The sequence below is a fragment of the Leisingera sp. SS27 genome, from assembly GCF_028368855.1.
GTDB lineage: Bacteria > Pseudomonadota > Alphaproteobacteria > Rhodobacterales > Rhodobacteraceae > Leisingera.
This window is the reverse complement of the sequence record NZ_JAQNCY010000002.1, coordinates 306,869-327,705: the sequence shown is the minus strand read 5'-3', so window position 1 is coordinate 327,705 and position 20,837 is coordinate 306,869. Positions and strand designations below refer to the sequence as shown.

The following is a 20,837-nucleotide window of genomic DNA, read 5'->3' as shown; positions in this document are numbered from 1 at the left end:
CACGTACCGCGTGAATGCGGCGCTTGCACGGCAAAAGTCGTGTGTATTCGCCGCAGCTTGGAAAGCATTTGGATAGATTTTGATCCGGGCGGATAGGTTCGCACGCCGCAAGGCAAGCAGGGGATGCCAACGGGCCCGCGACCTGTCCTCCCGCTCCGTTGAGAGGAGCGGCCGCCTGTAACAGCCTGAGAGCAACCAATGACAGCTCAAGGACTTAGCAGATGACACTTGCATATTCCTCTTCCAGTTTCGGTGCTGCCCCAGCAGTCAAAACCGACCGTCTGAACACGGCTTACCTGCCTGCTCTGGACCTCCATCTGGTTAACAGCAGCGCTGATCAGGCTGTTGCCAAGCTGCTGTCGCCTGGCCGCCGGCGCGCTTTCTTCATGAACGCGCATTGCTGCAATATCCGCCGCCGCGACCCGCACTATGCCGAGGCTGTCGCCGGGGCGGATATCCTGCTGCCTGATGGCATCGGAGTTGAACTGGCGGCAAAGTTCACCGGTCATTCTCTGACGGCCAATTTGAACGGCACCGACTTTGTGCCGCAGCTGTTGCAGCGTGCGGCCAGCATGGGCAAATCGGTCTACCTGTTCGGCGGGCGGCCGGGGGTTGCGGATGCAGCCGCGGCGCGGCTGGTCTATGACATCCCCGGTCTGCGCATTGCTGGCACCCGCGACGGGTATCAGGGAGCACGGGACACCCAGGCCGTTATCGCGGACATCAACGAAAGCGGCGCCGACGTCGTGCTGGTCGCGCTTGGCGTGCCGATGCAGGAGCTGTGGCTGCACCGCCATGCTGATGACCTGAAGGCCGATCTTACCCTTGGAGTGGGCGCGCTGTTCGACTTTCTGTCGGGCTCGGTTGCACGGGCGCCGGAACCGGTCAGGGCGGCAAGGATGGAGTGGGTCTGGCGGCTGGCTATGGAGCCGCGCCGGATGGCACGCCGCTACCTGACCGGAAACGTCAGCTTCCTGGCTCATGCCGGACTGGCTGCGCTGCGGCGGAAGCGCCTCGCCGACGCCCAGCAGCGCGCGCTTGATATCACAGTTGCACTTTCGGCGCTGCTGCTGCTGTCACCCTTGCTGCTGCTGGCAGCGCTGGCAGTAAGGGCAGACAGCAAGGGGGCGGCGATTTTCAAACAGGCGAGAGTCGGGCTGAACGGCAAAACCTTTACCATGTACAAGTTCCGCTCGATGACGGCAGATGCCGAAACCCGGCGGGCGGAAATCCTGAACGTCTCAGACCGGGACGGGATCTGCTTCAAGTCGCGTCAGGATCCGCGGATCACCCGCGTGGGCCGCTGGCTGCGCCGGACCTCCATTGATGAGCTGCCGCAACTGTTCAACGTGCTGCGCGGGGATATGTCTATCGTCGGCCCCCGCCCGGCACTGCCGTGCGAGGTTGCAGATTACCCGCCCCGGGCGCTTGGCCGCCTGCAGGTCAAACCGGGCATCACCGGTGTCTGGCAGGTATCCGGCCGTGCCTCTGTCGGCTTCAAGGAAATGATCGAGATGGACCTCAGCTACATTCAGGCGCGCTCGTTCAAGCTGAACCTCCAGCTCATCCTCAGAACCTTTGGCGCGGTGATTTCTGGCCGCGGCGCCTACTGACCCCTCACTTCAGGAGATATACAATGACACATATTCGCAAAGCTGTTTTTCCGGTTGCCGGCATGGGGACCCGTTTTCTGCCGGCCACCAAATCGATCCCCAAGGAGATGTTGCCGCTGGTGGACCGCCCGCTGATCCAATACGCGGTGGACGAGGCGCGGGAGGCGGGGATCGAGGAGTTCATCTTTGTCACTGCCGCAGGCAAGGGAGCATTGGAGGACTACTTCGACACTGCCTCCGCTCTGGAAAACACATTGGAAATGCGCGGCAAAACAGCGGCTTTGGAAGCCATCGCACGGGCCCGGATGCCGGAAGGCGCCCTGTCTTTTGTACGCCAAAGCAAGCCGCTGGGCCTTGGCCACGCTGTGGGATTGGCCGCACGCCTGGTTGGAGACGAACCCTTTGCGGTGCTGCTGCCCGATGATGTCATCCGCGCGCCGCGCGGGGCGCTGCGCCAGATGGTGGAGGCGCATGCCGTAAGCCGCGGCCACATGGTAGCAACCATGAAAGTTGCGCGCGAGCAGACCTCTTCCTACGGCATCCTGGATGTCGCAAGGGAGGCCGGAAAACTCGCACACGCCCGCGGGATGGTTGAAAAGCCGGATCCTGCACAGGCACCGTCAACACATGCCGTAGTTGGCCGCTATATTCTGGAGCCTTCGATTTTTGGGGCTCTAGGCACCATTTGCCCAGGCGCAGGCGGAGAGCTGCAACTGACGGACGCCATCAACGCGGACCTTCCAACAGCAGGTGTGACCGGGTTCCGGTTTGACGGCGAACGGTTTGACTGCGGCAATGTGCAAGGATTTGTGCAGGCAACGGCCGCCTTTGCGCTGGACCGGCCGGAACTGGCCCGCGAATTGTCCGGCTTTCTTGCCGGGCGTGTTGCCCCGGTTCCGCAGGCGGCGTGATTGCGGGACCTATTCGAAAGGATAGGCCGGTATCCGTCTAACCTTTTGGCGCCTGGGCCGCGTCGTGTCATATCTTGATCAAATGTCAACGGAGGCCGCGTGATGCTTCATATAGCGCTCAAGACAATTGCCATTTGCCTGCTTGCAGCACAGCCGCTGGCAGCGGAAAACTTGGGCCAGCCAAGCGGAGAGGTGGTTCTGACTGTGTCCGGTGCCCCCCAAACGGGCAACGCCGGGGGAGCAGCGCAATTCGATTTGGCCATGCTCGAAGGGCTGGGTGCCGTGGAGTTTGAAACCTCGACAATCTGGACGCAGGGCGTGCAGCACTTTGAGGGGGTGCCGCTGGATCAGCTGGTTGACCGTTTGGACATCACCGGAACCACGTTGCGGGCTACCGCCATCAACGACTATGCAGTGGACATCCCTCTGTCAGATGCTGTCGAAGGGGGACCGATCATTGCCTACAAGCTCAACGGCGAGGAAATGTCGGTGCGTGACAAGGGGCCGCTGTGGATTGTTTACCCTTATGACAGCAAAACGGAATATCAATCAGAGGTGGTTTATTCCCGCAGCATCTGGCAGCTCGACCGCATCGAAGTGATCGAGTAGCGAACCGCCCGAAAGAGCACTCGTTCGCCTGGCTGCCCGCTTATGAGGGTAATGGCAATGGCCGGCAGAAAACGGAGCAAGATCTGGTTGCGGCTGGCCGCATTTGGTTTGCCTGCGCTGATGGGTTTTGCAGCCATTGCCTTGCTTGCGTTCAATGTTTCCCGCGACATCACACGGCTGAACTCGGCCAGTTCCGACAACATTCAATGGACTTTGTCCCAGACGGAAGTGGAGTTTCTTCAGTTTGACTTGGCGTTGTCGCAGGCGCAGCTGGAGGAGGCACCGGACTTTCGCAGCCTCCGGCGGCGGTTTGATGTTTTCTTCAGCCGCATCCGGACGCTGCGTCAGGCGTCTATTTACAGCGATTTGCGGGAAGTGCCGGAGTTTGCGGCCAATCTGGCAACAGTAGGTGCCTACCTGGAAGCCGTAGTGCCTGACATTGACAGTGAAACAAGCGCTTTGCAGGAAGCCTTGCCCGCCCTCAAGGCGCAATCGGAGGCAATCCGCCCGGATGTGCGGCGGCTGTCCGTATCCGGCCTCAACTATTTCGCTGTGGAGTCCGACTTTCGGCGCGAGGCTTTTTCGGGCACCCTGTTACATTTGGCGATTGCCATTGCCGCGCTAGTGGCAGCGCTCGCCGTGCTTGCCTGTTACCTGGCTGTGCTGAACGCTCAGAACGTGCGGCGCAGGACACAAGTCATCGAAGCCAGTGAGCGCATGAACATCGTGACAAGCACGTCTCTTGACGCGGTGGTCGTGGCGGATACGTTAGGGCGCATCACGGATTTCAACGCCGCTGCCGAACAGATTTTCGGCTATTCCGCGAAAGATGCAGTGGGTTGCGATCTGGGCGAGCTGATTGTGCCCGAACATCACCGCGCTGCGCATCAGGCCGGCATGGCCCGCCTGCGCGAAACCGGCGAAAAGCGTGTTGTGGGCAGCGGGCGTTTCAAGCTTGAAGCCAAGCGGGCAAACGGCGAAGTTTTTCCCGTGGAGCTTGCCATCCAGTCTGCGGACACCAAGGAAGGCGAAATATTTATTGCGTTCCTGCGTGATATTTCCAGCCAGGTGCAAGCCGAGGCCGAGCTTGTTCTGGCCCGCGACCGTGCAATGGCCGGCGAGAAAGCAAAAACCGATTTTCTGGCCACCATGAGCCATGAGATCCGAACCCCGTTGAATGGGCTGCTGGGCAATCTGACCCTTCTCGAGGAAACCCGGCTCAGTGCCAAGCAGTCCCGCTACATAAGAAACATGCAGACGTCCGGCAAACTGCTGATGAGCCATATTTCGGATGTTCTGGACATTACCAAATTCGACGCGGGCAAACTGCGGCTGCAAATGGTGGACATGAATATCAGCACACTGCTGAAAGACATTGTAGACAGCCTAAGCGGTGCAGCGGCGGGCAACGGCAGCACTTTGGAGTGGGGCTGGGCAGGGGCGCCACTCAACTGGGTTCACGCGGATCGGGACCGCATTCAGCACATTCTGATGAACATCGTCGGCAATGCAGTCAAGTTCACGAAAGACGGGCGGATATCCATCACCGCTCAGTCCAGTGCCGCTGACGAGGGGAAGACCATTCTGCAAATTTCGGTGCGGGATACTGGTACAGGCATCGACCCGGGCCTGCTGCCGCATATCTTCGATGATTTCGCGACCGGAGACAGCTCCTATGACCGGGAAGTCGGGGGAACCGGACTGGGTCTGGGGATTGCCCAGCGGTTTGTGAAAGCGCTGGGTGGCCGCATCACTGTCGTAAGCACTCCGGGAGAAGGCAGTGTCTTTAATGTCAGCTTGCCTGTTCAGGCCATTGCGGCACCTGAGCCGACGAGGGAGGCCCGGTTTGCTGCACCTGCCAGGAAGCGGGCAAATGTCCTGCTGGTGGAAGACAACGAGATCAATCGCCAAGTCGCCCGGGAGATGCTGACAGCACAGGGGCATTTTGTGACCGAAGCGCACAATGGCCGGGAAGCGGTCGAGATCGCAGAAGAAACGGGCTTTGACCTGATCCTAATGGATATCAGCATGCCGGTCATGGACGGTCGCAGTGCCGCACGGGCGATCAGGACCGGCGGCGGCGCGTCAGCGCGCACGCCGATTATTGCCGTGACAGCAAACGCGATGGCCGAGGAGCAGGAAGCCTTTCTAAAGGATGGCATGAATGATGTGCTGACCAAACCTTTGACACGTGAAGGCCTGTTGCAATTGATTGCAGACCACCCTTCCCCGGCTCCGTCAGCACCGGCAGGAGCTGCACTGCGGTCGCTGCAGCTAATTGAACTGGAGGAAACGGTTGGTGCAGAAGCGTTGCAACCCCTCCTGAGCCGCTTTGAAGCTGAAATGGAAGCCTTCCTCAAAGGCCTTGAAAACGGGCAGGATTTGGCTGCGAACGAAACCGCAGTCGAAGCCCACCGGATTGCCGGCAGCGCCGCAACCTTCGGGCTTCCGGAGCTTCGCAGTGCGCTGATCCGTCTCGAGAAAGCGGCGCTCAGCCAGGAACGTCAAGCGGCAGAAGACGCGCTGAGCCCGTTAAGAAATGCCTGGACCTCCACCAAGCCAGTGCTCAATCTGTTTTAGTAGTTGAAGGCGCCAATGAGCCTGCCGACCTCACCCAGGTTGGTGATTGTGCTGTCATAGCAGGCAATGGCATCCCCGGGCAGGAGGAAGGGGTCATAATCGTCCCGGTCAGCGCGGCGCAGCAGGTCTTCGATCCTCCGTTCGATCACAACCGACACTTGGGTGACCGGGTTTCGGGAAAACAGGACGGAAGAGCGGTGCGCGCTGGTGGCGCGAGCGCCGCCTACGCAGTTGGTGTCCACCACCGCCTGCAGGTACCGCGTGCCATAGGGAAACTCGCGCACCTCGCGGCCAATAGCAGAAAGCGCGTTGCCTGCTGCCGGCTGGGTGAGGTTCGACAAGAAAAGTGTCACCCCCGGCGGGCTGATGGGGCTGGGCCGCATCAGGTCTTCCTGGAAGCACCCGCGGCTGGGCACATGCACCTGATCGCCTGTCAGCAGCATGATGTCGACGGCGTTCTGGCCTTCGAAAACTCCGCGCATGTCCAGCAGGTAGAGGCTGCTGCCGCGCCGCACCTCGACTGCCGAGATATCCGCATCCGGGCGCACCCCGCCTGCCGCACGTAATGCAGCAGACAGGTTGCGTGCTTCGGTCGAGGCACCCAGTGCCCCCTGCCTGCGGGAATCCACTTCGTCACCTGGCACACCGCCGATTTCCACGGCTTTAGGCTCAAAAACAGCTCCTGAAACACCCACCGTGACCGAGGCAAAATCAGCGGCCCGGACCGACAGCCGCGGCCGGTCAGAGTAGAAGTCTTCGGCGATCAGTTTTGCGGCGATGTCATCTTCAATCTGGATGGCCGTTCGGCCCTGCGCACGGATCGGTGAAAGGAAGGGAAGCTTCAGCGTGCCATCCCGCGAGATGACGTAGTCGCCATTGAAGGTCTCATCATCGCCGACACGCACGTTCACCAGGTCATTGCGGGTGAACCGCTCGCCTGCCAACGCAGCCTGCGCTGTTCCAGCGCCCTTGCCGCCGGTTCCGCCGACGGCGGGGCGGCACCTGGACTCGTTCATTGTCTGAGACTGCAGAAAACCGGCTTCGCTACGGGACACCTCTGGTTCACGGTATTGGGCCTGATACCCGTCACCAGAGGCAACCGGCTCCAGGTTGTCAGGCGGGTCGATCTGCGCGCAGCCGCTCAGAGACAAGATCGCCAAAATTGCCGTTCCATTTCTGAGGGGTTTCTTCATTGAACTGCTCGCGGGATCACTGCGGGTTGTACTGGTGATACGGAATTCGGCCACAGCGGTCGAGAGCCCGTTGATATCGCAGCGCTATCCTTTCGGATATGGAACAGTTCTGTTGCACCATTGCCCTGTCCCTGGGAGCAAGGGACAGCAGGTTCTCCAGCCCGCTATGACTTGATCCAACAGCTCTATGGACAGGTTCCGATGCCCCGCACCTTGCAAGTTCCCTCCTTCGCAAAAAACCTCTTTGCCTACGGTGCGTCTGAGGCGGCTGCCAAGGTTTCGCGGCTTCTGGTGGTTGTCGCGGTGGCGCGCACGCTCCACCTGGATCAGATCGGCATTGCTGCGGCAGCCCTGGCGGCGGCCGATATTGTCAAGTCGCTGACGGAAAATGGCGTCATTCAAAAGATCATCGCGGCCCCGCAGGCTCAGCTGCAGCAGACCTGTGCTACTGCACACCGCATTTACTGGGTCTGGTGCGTCGGATTGTTTTTGCTTCAGTCGCTGGCGGGGCTTGTGCTTTATGCCAGCGGCGGCAGCGTCATGCTGCTGGCACTGGTGCTTCTTCTGGCGGGTGAATACCTGTTCATGCCCGCCGGGCTGGTACAGGCAGGCCTTGCCATGCGGGCAGGAAAGCTGCGCCAGACTGCCGCCATTTCGGGCATGCAGATCGTGGCGTCAAACCTGATGTCGGTGGTGCTGGCGCTGCTTTGGCCGTCCGCCCTCGCGCTGATATTGCCGCGCCTGCTGACAGCGCCGTTCTGGCTGGTCGCAATGCGCCACCTGCATCCCTGGAGCCCCGATCCGTCCCAAGGCTATGCACCGCTGAGCCCGTTCCTAACCTATGGATGGGCGGTGCTGGGCGTCGAACTGGTCAAGGCGCTGCGCCTGCAGGCCGACAAGGTTATCGTGGGCGCGCTGATGGGGGCAGAGACGCTTGGCCTCTATTTCATGGCCTTCAATGCCGGCCTCAGCCTTTCCAACTCCTTCACCGTGGCTTTCTCCACTGTTCTGTTCCCGCATCTCTGTGCCAGCGCGGACAAGCTGCAAGCGCTGCGCCAAAGCTTGCTGGTGGCAGTCGGGATCATCGCACCGGCTGTCATCGCGCAGTCGCTGCTGGCCCCGCTCTATGTCCCGGTCCTGTTCGGGGCGGGCTGGGCAGGCATCGAAGGTGTTGTGTCGATCCTCTGCCTGGTTGCGATCCCGACCACGCTGTGGTCCGCAACTGCGGGCTGGCTGCGGGCAAACGGCCGACCAGGGCAGGAATTCCGGGTCACGCTCGCCACCACCGGGGTGCTGATACTGAACACCTGCCTGCTTGCGCCCTACGGCCTGACAGTCGTCGCCGCCGGCTATGCCGCAGTTGCAGCGCTGATGATGACGGGCGCATCGCTGCCAACCCTTTCCATGGCCTTCCGCCACCGCACCGCAGAGGTTTGAGACATGCCGTATTTCTCCGCAGTCATTCCCAGCTTCAACGCTGCCGCCACGATCCGGGAAACCCTGGCCGGGCTCCAGGCGCAAACCTGCGCCGATTGGGAGGCGGTTGTGGTTGATGACGGTTCAATGGATGAGACCCGCACCCTGGTGCGGGCCGCTGCCGCTGCCGATGCCCGGATCCGGCTGGTCCGCAACCCCGGGAAAGGCCCCAGTGCGGCCCGCAACTTCGGCGCAATGGAACACGCCTGCGGTGATGTGATTGCGTTTTGCGATGCGGACGACATCTGGCACCGGGATAAGCTGTCGCAGCTCCGAGCGAGCTTCCGGCAGGGGGCCGTCGATGGTGCCTATGGACGGATCGGTTTCTTCCGCGCCAACCCGGCAAATGCCCGCGTGTTTTCAACAGTTCCCGTGCAGGATCTGACCATCGCCATGCTGCTGGGGGAAAATCCGGTCTGCACCATGTCAAACTTTGCCGTACGGCGCAGGGTCTTTGCGGCAACCGGCGGCTTTGACGAGGCAATGGTCCACAACGAAGACCTGGAGTGGCTGATCCGCCTGGTTGGCGGCGGCGCGCGGGTGAGCGGAATTGACAGCCTGCATACTTACTACCGCACTTCCGTTGAAGGATTGTCGGCGGATCTTGAGGCAATGCGGGCAGGCCGTGAACAGGCAATTGCAACCGCCGCCGGTTTTGGCGTGGTTCCAAGCGCCACCTCTCATGCCATTCACCACCGCTACCTTGCCCGCCGGGCGCTTCGTCTGAATGGGGCTCCGGCTTATGCGCTGAAACAAACTGCGTCCGGCATACTCAAAAGCCCGCGCGGATTTTTCTCCCCGTTCCGCAGGGGCGGCCTGACATTGGCCGGCTCACTGCTAGCGCCGTTCCTGCCCCGGCCGCTGCGCCGGAACCTGTTTTCCCGTTAACTTTCTCGAGGATCACAACCATGGCCTTCACATCAATTGTCGTTCCTGCTTTCAACGCCGAGACAACGCTCGCTGACACTCTTCTTTCCTTGCAGAGGCAAACCTGTACGGAGTTTGAAGTCATTGTGGTCAATGACGGCTCTACAGACTCAACAGCCACGGTTGCTTCGGGCTTCTGCAGCGACCCGCGCTTTCGCGTGGTTCACCAGAAAAACCGCGGCCTTGCTGGAGCGCGCAACTCGGGTATTGCTGGCGCACAGGGCGATGTAGTGGCGTTTTGCGACGCAGACGACATGTGGGAGCCGGAAAAGCTGGCCTGCCATATCAGCCATCTGGCGGCCAGCCCCAGGGTGGGGATCAGCTATGCCGGATCCGCCTTCATCTCGGAGGATGGTGCGTTGACGGGCCAGGCGCAGCGGCCGCGGCTGCAAAACATCGACGCCAAGCACATTTTCAAGCGCAACCCGGTCGGAAACGGATCTGCCGCCGTGATCCGGCGGGCAGTGTTTGACGAAATCGCCTTCCGGCCCCGGTCCGAGTCTGAGCGCGACTGGTATTTCGACGAGACTTTCCGCCAATCCGAGGACATCGAATGCTGGCTGCGGATTGCCTTAACGACCAACTGGGCGTTCGAAGGGATCCCGGGCCTGCTCACACGCTACCGGATCAATTCAGGCGGGCTTTCTGCTGCGACAGGCCGCCAGCTTGCCGCCTGGGAGCGGATGGTTCGCAAGCTGTCACAGACCAACCCCAAGTTTTTTGCGCAAGAAACAGGAGTGGCGCGGGCATATCAGCTCCGCTACCTCAACCGGCGCGCCATCAGCGATCTGGACAGCCGCCGCGCAGTACGTCTTGGCAGGGCGTGGCTTGCCTGTTCCCTGCAGCCGCTTTGGGAGGATCCGTTGAAGTCCGGGGCAACCCTGGTGGCGACTGCGCTGCTTGCCGTGACCGGGCCGAAGGCTCTGCGAAAAACAATGGACCTGACCGCAAGGGCACACCGAACCGAGGCCATGTCATGACCGTTATTCGCGTAACCCACCTGGTTGACGACACCACTGCAGGCGGAGTGATGCGCGTCGTCAGTCACATGATGACAACGCCTGATCTTAAGCGCGAGGCTGATCACAGCTTGCTGGAGGTGAAACGGAACAGGCATTCCGTAGGGCGGCTGGAAGCGGATGTGATCATTTCGCATCTTGCGATCAGCTGGCGCCTTCTACCCTTGCTGGCCTCCTTGCGTGTCTTGAACCCCGCAGCACGCCTTATTCATGTCGAGCACAGTTACACCAAATGCTTCACAGTTCTGAATGTAAGACGGAAACGGCGGTTCGGCGCTCTCCTCAAGCTTTCATATGCCCTGTTCCACAATGTCGTTGCCGTGAGTGCCGCACAGGGGCAGTGGCTGAGGGATGAGGGTTTCGTTCGGCCGGACGCTATGCATGTCATTCCCTCCTGCGTTGATCTGTCTGCTTTCCGGGAACTGGCACCGTCAGAGGGCGCGGTGAAGACAATCGGTGCCATTGGACGGCTGGAACCGCAGAAGGGGTTTGATATCCTGATCAAGGCTTTCCGCGAACTCAACGACCCCGGCATTGCCCTTCATATCTATGGTCAGGGGTCGGAGGAGAGGTTGCTCCGCGACCTTGCCGCCGGTGATCCCCGCATACATTTCAAAGGCTTTTCTTCCAACCCGGTGGCGACCATGGCTAGTCTTGACGCGGTAATGATGCCCTCGCGATGGGAGGCCTACGGGCTGGTTGCGATTGAAACCCTGGCAGCGAGACGCAGGCTGCTTGTCAGCAACGTCGATGGACTTACGGATCACTTGCCCCATGGAGCCGCACTGGTTGACGGCGCAGGAATAAAACCCTGGCAGAGCGAACTAGAGGAGCTTTTTGCAGCACCGCCGCGCCCCCGCGGGCTGGGGCACGCTCATAACTACGAAAGACATTTTTCCGACTGTTGGAAATCGCTGTGTTTGTCTCCTGGCATTGCTTCACAGAGAGGCAGTTCACCAGCGGGCTGTGTATTCTGAGTGCCGAGATTTAGCTGCACGGTTCTGAGAGCGCTTCTTTAGCTTCGATCTGGCCGACATGTTTTTCTCGGTTTCAGAAGAATTGAGCCTGCGGACCTACAGGCGGCGCGCCTGCCTGAAGGGTGCTGCCCACATTCATAGACTTGCTCAGCGAAACTCCTCTGGCCGATGCGTAAACTGTGTACATGCCCGATTTCTTAGAAGGCCCACGCTGAAATTCGGTTTTAGGCTGTCTATTCCTAGTCGCCTGTGCGACAGGCCGGTGGTCCGCTTCGGGCCGCCTTTGCAAGCGGCCCAAATTCTTCAAATTTCCACGCTTTCAGAGATCGCGAGAGCATCCTCCAGCTCGACGCCGAGATAGCGGACGGTGCTGTCCATCTTGGTATGTCCGAGCAGGAGCTGAACGGCCCGCAGGTTGCCAGTCTTTCTGTAGATATGCGCCACCTTTGTCCGGCGCATGGAATGCGTCCCATAGGATGTGGAATCCAGCCCGATGGATCTCACCCAGACCCGCACCAGACGGGCGTACTGCCGCGTTGAGATGTGTAGACGATCGTGAAATCGGCCCGGCCAGAGGTATTCTGAGCCGACCATCATCGGTTCCTCCATCCATCGCGAGAGCGACTTGCGCGTGCCCTCCGTTATCTCGAAGCGAACAGGCCGCTGGGTTTTGCTCTGGACAATCGAGGCGCGTTCCTTGAACTGGCCCGAAGCATAGACATCCGCGACCCTCAGTTTCACCAGATCACAGCCACGCAGCTTGCTGTCGATGGCCAGGTTGAACAGGGCAAGATCCCTGTGGTTCCGGGCGATCTCCAAACGGACGCGAATGGCCCAGACGTGTTTTGGCAGGAGCGGCCGCTTCTGACCGACAACGCGCCCCTTGTTCCAGGCTGGGCGGCACGCGCGAATGGCGGGTAAATTGGCAATGGGCATGATAGGCTCTCCGATCCGCCACGCCCTTCCACGACACCAACCCGACGTTGGTGCATAATTCTAACATGCTAATTCAGCAGCGCGGCTAATTGCGGTTAGGTCAACCGAGCGATGAAATGGGGAATCCTCGGGCCGAGAGCGAAGCTTCGAAAATATTGCCCGTGCCTGGATGAACGTCCGCAATGGATGAATTGGCTGGCAAGCCTCGCGCCTGCAGCATCCAGCACCGCGTGCCTCATTCGCATGTCCGGTTCGGGCTGCCAGCCGTAATTGCTTTTGGCGACAGAAGCAGTGGCTTCGTCCCGCCATCTTTCCCGTTTCACATCCGGTTTTGAAGGACAGGTGCGGCTTGTTGAGGCCAGCATCGTCTGTTTCAGCGGACGCATCATGGTGGCCGAACCTCGAGCGCATAACATTCGAAACGCCTGTATTTCAGACTAGGCTTCGGTAGCGCATGCTCTTGATGGATATTCTTGGCCGTCTTCCAGTGAAGATTTAAGGCACGGGCAAAGCTGTTGACTGTACCGGTGCAACGCCAGGCCTGATCGGCCTGCTCCCTTGGCAATTGCACGTACGGGCGTCCACGCTTGACAGAGAAGCCCTTGTTCTTGAACAACTTTGACAACGTGGCGGGCTTCATTCCGTTTTGCGCGGCAAGATGCTCACAAGAATTGCCGCTCATGTAGATGGAATAAAGCCGTCTCACAAAATCGATCCCAGCAATTGTAAGAATCCGGCGTACCATCATTGGGGAAACCCCAAGCCATTCAGCAAGCTGTTTCAGGTTTTCGGCTCTATTGAAGGCAACTCTGATCCGGCGGCGCGAGCATGAATGCCAGCTTCCTGTTGCCGCCTTAACGTAAAGCCAATTCTGCCGTTGGGGATCCGCACTGAAAGCGACCTTAACCATATCCATGTCCCCTTGCAGCCACCAACTCCGGAAAACCTGTTCCAATTCAGCCTTCAAGGTGAATTGCCTTAAACTGCACAGCCTCATCAAGCTTCGTAATCCGAAATTTGAGGCCGGATTGATGTAACATTCTGAAAAAAATAAACAATTTACAAATCTTGAAGGCGCGTTAAAGCTCGTCGTGATCCAGTGGCTGTGAGAATCGTCTCCCGACTGCCTGTTTGGGTATCCATGCGGCGCGGTTTTGCCTTGTCATCGGGCTGACAGGTGCACGCAGGAGGTAACTCCCTTTACCTCCATCTTTGCAGCCTTTGAATTCAGGCCAACGAGAAAGGAATTTTAGCATGAGTTAGAAAAGCAAAAGGCCTCGGAGTTGCAGCTCCGAAGCCCCTTAGACGTATCAAGATCGACCCCGATACGTCTTCTTCATGACCCAAATTCCGGATCCGGTCAACCGTGCAGTTCGCTTCTGTGCGCGGGTCTCTGTGTCTTTAACCGAAGAAGGGATCCCAACGATGCCGCAGTCAGCTCTGCGGCGCGGGACAACTACTGATGTATGAATTGACCTCTGAGGGACCTTATGTCCCTCCGAAACGTAGCCGGGCGACGCGAATGTTCCCAGCCCGCTCTAAAGCGAGTGCACGCGGGTTTCTGCTTGCCAAATTGCGATCAGAAACCGCCTCGCGGCAGGTTATCTTCGAGAGTGATCTGGAGCGGAAATGCCTACTGGTAATTTTGGCGCAAAGAGGCGTGGTCGACGTTTGGGACCAGCCGCCGCAAGTTGAGTTCCGCGGGCCGGACGGGCGTATCAAATATCATACATTTGACTATCTGGTCACTCGTGATGACGGGAAGAAACTGGCGATCGCTGTCAAGCCCGAAGGCCTGGTCGAGAGATACAATTTTGGCGAACACCTAGCGCTGCTACGCGCACAGCTTCCTTTGCGTATCGCAGATGACGCCGTTCTGGTCACGGAGAACAGCTTTTCGCCAGCTGAAGTGCGCAATGCAGAATTGTTACACATGTTCAGTGGTACAGCCGACCCAGATGCCGATTTACTTGTTTCGACGCGGCTGAAGGGCCTGACTGGGGACGTCCAGGTCAAGGAGATCGTAGATTCCAGCGGGTTGGGCGGGCGTGCTTTCAGAGCGGTCTTTCGATCGATTTTCGCAGGCGTTGTCTCGACGGATCTGATGTGTCCGATCACAGAACTCAGTGTCCTGTCTCCAGTGGAGGCCGGCTGATGCCAGTGAAACTTCGCCTAAGCAAGTCGGATGCTCTGATCGCCTCAGGACGGGTACAAATCATCGACAGGGTATCGGATTCTACAGTCGACATACGTTCTATGGATGGCTCGCAGCATCCCATGAGTTTGAGCCACGCTGACCTGAAGTCCATGCTCGATAGCGGCCATGCCACAATCGAATATGGGTACTTCTCCTGCGCGCAGGCCGCCCGCAGGGCATTGGCTGGGAGATCCATCATCAGCCGAATGAGACCAGATGAAAAGGCATTGATCTTCTGGAAGCAAATGTGGGTTGAGGGGTTTCTAGAAGCCGAGGGAAACTTCGAGGTAACGCGATCAGAAAAGGGTGTTGCCAAGTTCCTGCCAGAGCTGACACGCCGCATGGAAGCTAAGCTGCTTGAAGCCATTCGGATAGGACAGAACGGGCCTGAACTTGCCATGCTGCTGAAGCGGAAGCCGCCCTGCCGTACATCGCTTATGAATTGGGTTCGGGATTGGCAGAAAACCAGAGATCCCATGTGTTTCGTAAAGCGATCCCGGTTCAATGGGTCGAACGCCAAAGGAATTTCAAGGCAGGTTGAGGGGTTAGTCCAGAATGCCATAAAGACATTTCTTCACCCCAACCGCGTGAATGTGTCGCGAGTGACAGAAGAAGCCAATCGTGCAGTTCGGCAGCTTTACAAAACTCGAGCTTTGGGTGATCACATGCCCGAGCGAGAGGTCTCTGAACGAACGGTTCGGCGTCGCATTGAGGAGCTAAACAGGTTCGAGACATGTGCTGCACGACACGGGCTGGCCGTCGCCAAAAACAAGTACGGGCCCTACGGACAAGGTCTTGAGGTCGAGGCCCCGCTGCAGCGGATTGAGATGGATGAGTGGCAAATCGACCTCTTGGCCATTCTGGATGCTTCAGGTGTCGATGCCAGTGATCCAAAATTCGATGAGCTGAAAACCGGTCGCTTCTGGGTCTGCGTAGCCATCGATGCGGCCACACGTGTCATTTTGGCTGTCAAACTGGCAAAGACGCCGTCTGTGGAGACGGCTTTGGCCACTCTGTGGTTGGCGATGCGGAGTAAGTCTCAGATTTCCGCAGATCTGGGCTGTCAGCGGGAGTGGGTGCAGCACGGTCATATCTTCAATGTCGTCGTCGACAACGGGCCCTCGTTCGTGAACCCGGAATTCAAGGCCGCACTTTCTGACCTGGGGATTGGTTATGAAGTGCTGCCAGCGGGCGTGCCCAAGTTACGCGCCCGTGTTGAACGTGTGTTTCGATCTCTAGGGACTATGCTGATGCCGTTCCTGACAGGGCGGACATTTGGCAACCCGCAGGAGCGTGGTGATTACCCAGCCGACAAATATGTTGTGCATACGGCGGAAAGTATCGTCGAGTTGTTGGTGCGTTTCGTAGTTGATGCTTATCATCACCGGTCACATCAAGGGTTGGCATACGCGACCCCTGCAGACACCTGGGATCGGCTGGAGCGCAAATTTGGACATAGTCCGGCCAAATCGCCCCATGTGCTGCGTCATATCCTCGGTGTACCGCTTCAGCGCCAGCTCGGTCGGCATGGCGTTCTTGTCTGCGGAATAGCCTACAATAGTGTTGAATTGGCACGCTATTTCCAGCGGTGTGGCGGTGCTCAGGTCGATGTCCGGCTTGATCCGGAAGATCTTGGCCACTTATCGGTTTGGTTCGATGACGCCTGGCACACGCTCAAAGCGGGCATTGCACAGGCGGTTGGCATATCACTTTCGGTGTGGGAGGCGGCAGCCCAGGATTTCCGCCGCCGAAACCGATCTGATGCGCGGCTTCACGTAGACGTTGTTGATGCCGCTTTAGAACGCATCAAGCAGCTTGACGACAATCAACGAGCATGGCGCCAGATTGGCCCGCTTACTGTTTCTGCAAGGGATATCCGGCGCGCAGAGAATGAGTGTTTCCTAGGGCTCAATCTTGCCTTTGAGACCGGGACAATCGCCGAAGTTGGCAGGAGCGACGTCACCCGCATCGCCGATGCACTTAACACCCGGGCGGATGTCAAATTTCCTTCTGATGCCGGTCAAAAGAGCTCCACCGCACCGCGAGAAGGCTCTGAAACGTCAGATCCGCAATCTTTTGTTTGGAGGTTCAGTGATGAAGATGAACAAGATAAACCCTAGAACCCGCCAGATTATTCAGGACATCCGTTCAGCCTACGTCCCAACCGAGGCCTATGAACGGCTCGACAGTTACTTTGGCCAGCTTCTGGAGCAGCGGCGTGCGGACATGGCGGAAGGGATCGTGTCCAATCTTCGGGGAATTGTTCTGGTGGGGCAGTCTGGCGCCGGAAAGACATCTGCCATCAAGGAATTGCGGCGGCGGTATCAGAACCGCCTAGTATGCGACGATCCAGACGGGACAATGGAGCTGGCCGGTTTGCACGTTCCATCTCCCGCCAGTATGAAACATGTTGGCACGGCAACCCTCCAGGCTTTGGGCTATCCTTTGTCCCGTGACCGGTCTGCGCCGGTTATCTGGGATATGGTCAGACGCCAGCTGAAGCTGCGGCAAACATTGTTTTTGCATCTTGATGAGGCGCAGGATCTTGCTCAGCACCAAACTGATAAAGAGCGACAGGCTGTCGTCAACACGCGTAAATCTTTGATGGAGAACAGCCAATGGCCCGTTGGGCTCCTGTTGACTGGAATGCCTGGATTGAAGGTGATTGTGAACCAGGATCCCCAGCTCGCGCGGCGTCTCTACCCCATCGAGATTGAGCGCCTTTCCGAATACACCGGGCAGGATCAGGTTCTGAGCCTTGTGGCACGTTACTGTGATCGGGCGACCTTGGAATGGCACGAGGATGTCAGGACAGCAGATTTTGCCTCCCGTCTGATGCACGCTGCTGACTACGAATTCGGTCTTCTCGCGCAATATATCGTGGAGACAATAACCGATGCCCTGAGATCTGAAGGGGGGAGTACAGTAGTCAGTAAGAGGCATTTTGCTGCAGTTTACCACATGCGTACGGCCGCAATCCCAGGTCTGAATCCCTTCATTGCAGAAGACTTTTACCACATCGACCCGCGGCAATGCTTCAATGATGACGTAAAAGGGGGGTGCTGAAATGCTCACCGGGCAACTTGCTTTATCTGTTACGCCCCTTGCAGGGGAGACGCCTGCTAGCATCGTATCGCGGATGGCTGCCCGGAATGAGACGGCTCCCCGTGTTTTTTGCTCCGATATGGGAATGCGGTGGCCCTTTCTATGTTCGGGCCATGCAGATCAACTTGATTTGCTCTCTGAACTAGGTGGTATTGACCGTAGTCAATTGGAGCGGTGGAACCCTGAACAGAAGGGGATCGGACGCTATCGAATAGGGAAGACCCTTTCCAGTACGGGAGCGTTTCGGCGAACGGCCACGCGCATTTGTCCCGTCTGCATTGAAGAGGCAATAGCGGAAAGGGGAATCCCGGGCATTCATCAGTTGCTGGAGTGGAATATTCTTTGTTTGCACGGCTGTGCGCAACACAGCGTCAGTCTTATTGAGCTGCCCAAGGCTGAAACCTCTCATGAAGCTTATGATGTAGTGGCGCAGGTTCTGCGTCACCGGGATAAAGTCCGGCGGGCGGCGTCTGAGCCCGCCAGGCATCTTCCCTCTGTTTTCGAAAGCTACGTACGCGACAGGATTTTTGACGGCCCCCAAGCCGACTGGCTGAAGGGGCTGGAGCTCACCCAATTGCACCGGGCATGCTTGACCCTGGGCAGCGCCATTCTTGGAGGTGATGCGAAATTTCTTTTTCAGGAGCCACTATCCAGATCTCAGCGCTATTGCGATGAGGGGCTCAGGGTTCTCACCGGCGGATATGACAGCTTGGCGAAGCGATTGGAGGACTTGAGGTGTGCACCAAAGGATCAGCGCCCCTACTGCTCAAGAGATCTCGGTTCTTTCTATTCATGGCTTCGCACGGCATACCGGAACACCGAGTTGGTGGAGATCGCCGATTGTGTCCGGAGTTTCGTGTTCGAGAATTACACCACAAATCCTGAAAAACGCATCCTTGGGAAACCGCCGCCGGATAGACACCGCATGTCATTTGACACTGCGCGGATCCAATCTGGTGTCGGTGTTGCACTGCTTAAACGTCTCATAGCGCATGTCGACCAGCTGCAGGAAGGTGAGGCTGCGCAATTGACAGAAACTACACCTGACCAACTGGCCAGGGCGCTCGAATTCTGGAGCGGGCTATGTAATCTCACAGCCGCAGCTGCGGCTCTGCAAGTGCGGCCTGTCCAAGTAAAGGCATTGATCAACCGCGGGCTGCTGCGATCCATCAAATTCGGAACCGCGTTACGGTATGTCTACCTGGAGGACCTCGACAGATTAACGGCGGCAGTATCTGAGCTGCCCAAGGTTGATAACAGCACGGGGTACCTGCCCATCAGCCAGTACTGCAGGGAGAACGGAATTGGATTGGTGCGGATAATCCAGCTTTGGCAAAACGGAGAATTAGAGGAATTAGTGCGGTCCGGAGGCGGCGAAGGGCTGCGGTCCATCCACGTGCCTTGCAAAGCAGGTTCTGTCAGAACGCAACAAAATCTGTTAGGCGACCTGACACCCGCGGAGACCGCCAGATACCTTCAGATTGGAATCAGCTCTGTCCGGGCTCTGCGCGATGCAGGTTTCCTACAACAGATCGTGCGGCAGAATCCGGACACCAACCACCACCACGCTGTCATAACACAAGACAGCATACGGGCATTTGAAACCCGTTACCTGACATTGGGCCAGATAGCTGAGGGAGCAAAGATAGCGCCAATTCACATGGCGCGAAAATTGGACCGTGCAGAAATTCCGGCAGTTGAGGAAACTGCATGCTTTGTCCGGGTTTACCGGCGAGATTTACTTCCAGCAGAACTCAGCGGACGGCAAACTTGACCATCAGGTGCCCGATTTGCGGTGTGAAACACCGCCCGGTGAGTCATCCAAAGCAATGAGAGGCAAATCTATGGATATTCCAGAACAGTCAGAGATCGGCGACAGAGAACTCGCAACAAACCTGGACAAGCAATTCGCTCTTCTCGAAGCAGCCTATGCATCAAAAGATGCGGAGGTCATCGACCAGGCTTTGCATCAGATCGTTGACATCAGGAGGCAGCTCAAACAGGGGCTGCTTGACTGGATTGAAAAGGGCTAGAATCACGACCCCAACCAGGCTGGTCTGTTACGGCAGACACCTACGCTAGCAATTCCAGCCGTTCGCGGAAGGTGTTGCAGACGAACAGTTTGAGCCCACTGCAGAAGTCAGAAAATTATACCGCGCGCACGCAGCCTACCGATCCGCTGCACCGCTGAAAACTACCCGCCGCATGGCAGAAGGTAATGCGGACGTTCGAGCAAGCTGCAGCTAGTTTCGATGAGTAATGCCCTAGTCGCGCAGACAAAATCATCGTTCCGGCTCCGCAAACGAATGTTTGCTCCCGGCGAGCTGCGAACAGACTAGGAGGCCCAAGCGGGCTGCGACTGCGGCATCTTTCGTCCGTAGTGGGCGGCGGCTTTGGGCCGAAAATCACCTACTCCGTATGTTGCAATTTGGGAGGTCGACCTAATCGCTTTTGCGGTTGCTCTGGCGCTGGAAGACCGCTGTCCGAGTGGATGTTGGACGCAGTTTGCCAATGGACACCGAGAGCACGGGCGAAGCTGTTGATGGTTTTTGTTTGATGCCAAATTTCTTGAAGGCTTCTGCTTGGTAAGGCTGGTCGGGAGTGTCGCGGGAAAACCTTTAACCCCTTTTCCTTGAACAGTTTAGAGAGGGTTGCAGGCTTCATTCCGTTCTGCCTGGCAAGGGAGCTGCAGCACCTTTGTGCTAAGTATTTATTATGGAGGTCTCTTACGAAGTCGATGCCTGCAATGCTCAACAGTTTGCGGGCCAGCAGAGGGCTTATGCCGAAGTGGCAGGCCAACTCTCTCAAATTTTCACACTTCAAGAAAATCTCACGAATTTCACGCTTACTGAATGGTGCCCTGTCCGTCAGAACAAGCCTGAAGTTTTACACCGCTATGAAGGTCGAGGTTAGGATGCCTGGCGCTATCCGAAGCCGGGTGGTGCATCCGGGCCTCCTGTCACTTTCACCAAAAGTACCTATGGGGCCTGCGTCCATCCGGCCAGCTTAAAACCTCCGGGTCTGCGCCTTTGATAACGAGTGCCTCCAGAAGTTTCGTCCTGTGCCTTGCAGGGCGCGTATGAAAGATCTTGTCATGCCAACGTGGCCAGTTTTCCAGCCAGCGGATGCTGCCGTGCTCCTTCGAAAGCCGGTGCTCTAGGCCGTGCGCCGAATAGCGAGCACTTACCGCGGCGCGCGCCTTTTTGCGTTTGTAGTGGGCCATATCTAAGGCCCTTCATGTAGTTTCCGTGCTACATGGCGCTCTCCATTCATTTGACTGTTTCAGGCTGGGTC

The 20,837-nt window shown here is 58.1% G+C and carries 16 protein-coding genes; 13 read left to right on the top strand and 3 right to left on the bottom strand.

Translation table 11 applies throughout. The annotated features are described in order from the left end of the window. Window positions 1-221: 221 nt before the first annotated feature. The 4 genes from N6L27_RS07430 to N6L27_RS07415 all read left to right on the top strand — a co-directional run bounded on the left by N6L27_RS07430 (window position 222) and on the right by N6L27_RS07415 (window position 5,713). Window positions 222-1,613 (top strand): WecB/TagA/CpsF family glycosyltransferase, encoded by a 1,392-nt coding sequence (locus tag N6L27_RS07430; RefSeq protein WP_271906591.1) that lies wholly within the window; start codon window positions 222-224, stop codon window positions 1,611-1,613. Window positions 1,614-1,636: 23 nt separating this feature from the next. Continuing rightward, a complete protein-coding gene (locus tag N6L27_RS07425; protein ID WP_271906590.1) occupies window positions 1,637-2,524 on the top strand; it encodes a UTP--glucose-1-phosphate uridylyltransferase in 888 nt (295 codons plus the stop codon). A 102-nt stretch (window positions 2,525-2,626) separates the two neighbouring features. Continuing rightward, entirely contained in the window at window positions 2,627-3,133 is a 507-nt protein-coding gene (locus N6L27_RS07420; protein WP_271906589.1) for a molybdopterin-dependent oxidoreductase, read from the top strand. Between the two features lie 51 nt (window positions 3,134-3,184). Next, window positions 3,185-5,713 carry a hybrid sensor histidine kinase/response regulator gene (locus N6L27_RS07415; RefSeq protein WP_271906588.1) on the top strand — a complete coding sequence of 843 codons (2,529 nt, stop codon included), beginning with the start codon at window positions 3,185-3,187 and terminating at the stop codon, window positions 5,711-5,713. On the opposite strand, the gene N6L27_RS07410 is transcribed toward N6L27_RS07415, so the two are convergent. Next, a complete protein-coding gene (locus tag N6L27_RS07410; RefSeq protein ID WP_271906586.1) occupies window positions 5,710-6,906 on the bottom strand; it encodes a polysaccharide biosynthesis/export family protein in 1,197 nt (398 codons plus the stop codon). The two genes, N6L27_RS07415 and N6L27_RS07410, sit on opposite strands and share 4 nt — an antisense overlap. Window positions 6,907-7,107: 201 nt before the next feature. Between N6L27_RS07410 and N6L27_RS07405 the strand changes: the two genes are divergently transcribed. Genes N6L27_RS07405 through N6L27_RS07390 form a run of 4 tightly spaced genes read left to right on the top strand, consistent with a single transcriptional unit; the run spans window position 7,108 to window position 11,305 of the window. Then, a complete protein-coding gene (locus tag N6L27_RS07405) occupies window positions 7,108-8,343 on the top strand; it encodes an oligosaccharide flippase family protein (RefSeq protein WP_271906584.1) in 1,236 nt (411 codons plus the stop codon). A gap of 3 nt (window positions 8,344-8,346) precedes the next feature. Next, window positions 8,347-9,270, top strand: coding sequence for a glycosyltransferase family 2 protein (locus N6L27_RS07400; protein ID WP_271906583.1), 924 nt, complete (start codon window positions 8,347-8,349; stop codon window positions 9,268-9,270). 20 nt (window positions 9,271-9,290) lie between these two features. Next, window positions 9,291-10,289 carry a glycosyltransferase family 2 protein gene (locus N6L27_RS07395; RefSeq protein WP_271906581.1) on the top strand — a complete coding sequence of 333 codons (999 nt, stop codon included), beginning with the start codon at window positions 9,291-9,293 and terminating at the stop codon, window positions 10,287-10,289. Further along, the gene (locus N6L27_RS07390) at window positions 10,286-11,305 is read left to right on the top strand and encodes a glycosyltransferase (protein ID WP_271906579.1); all 1,020 of its coding nucleotides are present in this window, start codon (window positions 10,286-10,288) and stop codon (window positions 11,303-11,305) included. Before N6L27_RS07395 ends, N6L27_RS07390 begins: the two co-directional genes overlap by 4 nt. A gap of 303 nt (window positions 11,306-11,608) precedes the next feature. On the opposite strand, the gene N6L27_RS07385 is transcribed toward N6L27_RS07390, so the two are convergent. Together N6L27_RS07385 and N6L27_RS07380 are read right to left on the bottom strand one after the other, a co-directional pair. Further along, on the bottom strand, window positions 11,609-12,241 hold the full coding sequence (locus tag N6L27_RS07385; protein WP_271906578.1) for a tyrosine-type recombinase/integrase: 633 nt from the start codon (window positions 12,239-12,241) through the stop codon (window positions 11,609-11,611). Between the two features lie 385 nt (window positions 12,242-12,626). Continuing rightward, entirely contained in the window at window positions 12,627-13,157 is a 531-nt protein-coding gene (locus N6L27_RS07380) for a hypothetical protein (protein WP_271906577.1), read from the bottom strand. Window positions 13,158-13,703: 546 nt separating this feature from the next. Here N6L27_RS07380 and N6L27_RS07375 point away from each other — a divergent pair. The 5 genes from N6L27_RS07375 (at window position 13,704) to N6L27_RS07355 (ending at window position 19,576) form a co-directional block, all read left to right on the top strand. Next, window positions 13,704-14,396 (top strand): hypothetical protein, encoded by a 693-nt coding sequence (locus N6L27_RS07375; protein ID WP_271906576.1) that lies wholly within the window; start codon window positions 13,704-13,706, stop codon window positions 14,394-14,396. Then, complete coding sequence (locus tag N6L27_RS07370) at window positions 14,396-16,558, top strand: Mu transposase C-terminal domain-containing protein (protein ID WP_271906575.1); 2,163 nt, start codon at window positions 14,396-14,398, stop codon at window positions 16,556-16,558. The genes N6L27_RS07375 and N6L27_RS07370 overlap by 1 nt, the downstream gene beginning before the upstream one ends. Continuing rightward, a complete protein-coding gene (locus tag N6L27_RS07365; RefSeq protein ID WP_271906574.1) occupies window positions 16,533-17,504 on the top strand; it encodes a TniB family NTP-binding protein in 972 nt (323 codons plus the stop codon). Before N6L27_RS07370 ends, N6L27_RS07365 begins: the two co-directional genes overlap by 26 nt. A gap of 1 nt (window position 17,505) precedes the next feature. Further along, window positions 17,506-19,317 carry a TniQ family protein gene (locus N6L27_RS07360; RefSeq protein WP_271906572.1) on the top strand — a complete coding sequence of 604 codons (1,812 nt, stop codon included), beginning with the start codon at window positions 17,506-17,508 and terminating at the stop codon, window positions 19,315-19,317. 70 nt (window positions 19,318-19,387) lie between these two features. Continuing rightward, on the top strand, window positions 19,388-19,576 hold the full coding sequence (locus N6L27_RS07355; protein ID WP_271906571.1) for a hypothetical protein: 189 nt from the start codon (window positions 19,388-19,390) through the stop codon (window positions 19,574-19,576). Window positions 19,577-20,837: the final 1,261 nt, after the last annotated feature.

Excerpts from the sequence above, each read along its gene's own strand:
- N6L27_RS07425 (WP_271906590.1), top strand. The coding sequence starts at position 1,637 with ATGACACATATTCGCAAAGCTGTTTTTCCGGTTGCCGGCATGGGGACC.
- N6L27_RS07360 (WP_271906572.1), top strand. The coding sequence starts at position 17,506 with ATGCTCACCGGGCAACTTGCTTTATCTGTTACGCCCCTTGCAGGGGAG.
- N6L27_RS07370 (WP_271906575.1), top strand. The coding sequence starts at position 14,396 with ATGCCAGTGAAACTTCGCCTAAGCAAGTCGGATGCTCTGATCGCCTCA.
- N6L27_RS07385 (WP_271906578.1), bottom strand. The coding sequence starts at position 12,241 with ATGCCCATTGCCAATTTACCCGCCATTCGCGCGTGCCGCCCAGCCTGG.
- N6L27_RS07430 (WP_271906591.1), top strand. The coding sequence starts at position 222 with ATGACACTTGCATATTCCTCTTCCAGTTTCGGTGCTGCCCCAGCAGTC.
- N6L27_RS07375 (WP_271906576.1), top strand. The coding sequence starts at position 13,704 with ATGTATGAATTGACCTCTGAGGGACCTTATGTCCCTCCGAAACGTAGC.
- N6L27_RS07380 (WP_271906577.1), bottom strand. The coding sequence starts at position 13,157 with ATGGATATGGTTAAGGTCGCTTTCAGTGCGGATCCCCAACGGCAGAAT.
- N6L27_RS07400 (WP_271906583.1), top strand. The coding sequence starts at position 8,347 with ATGCCGTATTTCTCCGCAGTCATTCCCAGCTTCAACGCTGCCGCCACG.
- N6L27_RS07415 (WP_271906588.1), top strand. The coding sequence starts at position 3,185 with ATGGCAATGGCCGGCAGAAAACGGAGCAAGATCTGGTTGCGGCTGGCC.
- N6L27_RS07365 (WP_271906574.1), top strand. The coding sequence starts at position 16,533 with ATGAAGATGAACAAGATAAACCCTAGAACCCGCCAGATTATTCAGGAC.
- N6L27_RS07390 (WP_271906579.1), top strand. The coding sequence starts at position 10,286 with ATGACCGTTATTCGCGTAACCCACCTGGTTGACGACACCACTGCAGGC.
- N6L27_RS07410 (WP_271906586.1), bottom strand. The coding sequence starts at position 6,906 with ATGAAGAAACCCCTCAGAAATGGAACGGCAATTTTGGCGATCTTGTCT.
- N6L27_RS07420 (WP_271906589.1), top strand. The coding sequence starts at position 2,627 with ATGCTTCATATAGCGCTCAAGACAATTGCCATTTGCCTGCTTGCAGCA.
- N6L27_RS07395 (WP_271906581.1), top strand. The coding sequence starts at position 9,291 with ATGGCCTTCACATCAATTGTCGTTCCTGCTTTCAACGCCGAGACAACG.
- N6L27_RS07405 (WP_271906584.1), top strand. The coding sequence starts at position 7,108 with ATGCCCCGCACCTTGCAAGTTCCCTCCTTCGCAAAAAACCTCTTTGCC.
- N6L27_RS07355 (WP_271906571.1), top strand. The coding sequence starts at position 19,388 with ATGGATATTCCAGAACAGTCAGAGATCGGCGACAGAGAACTCGCAACA.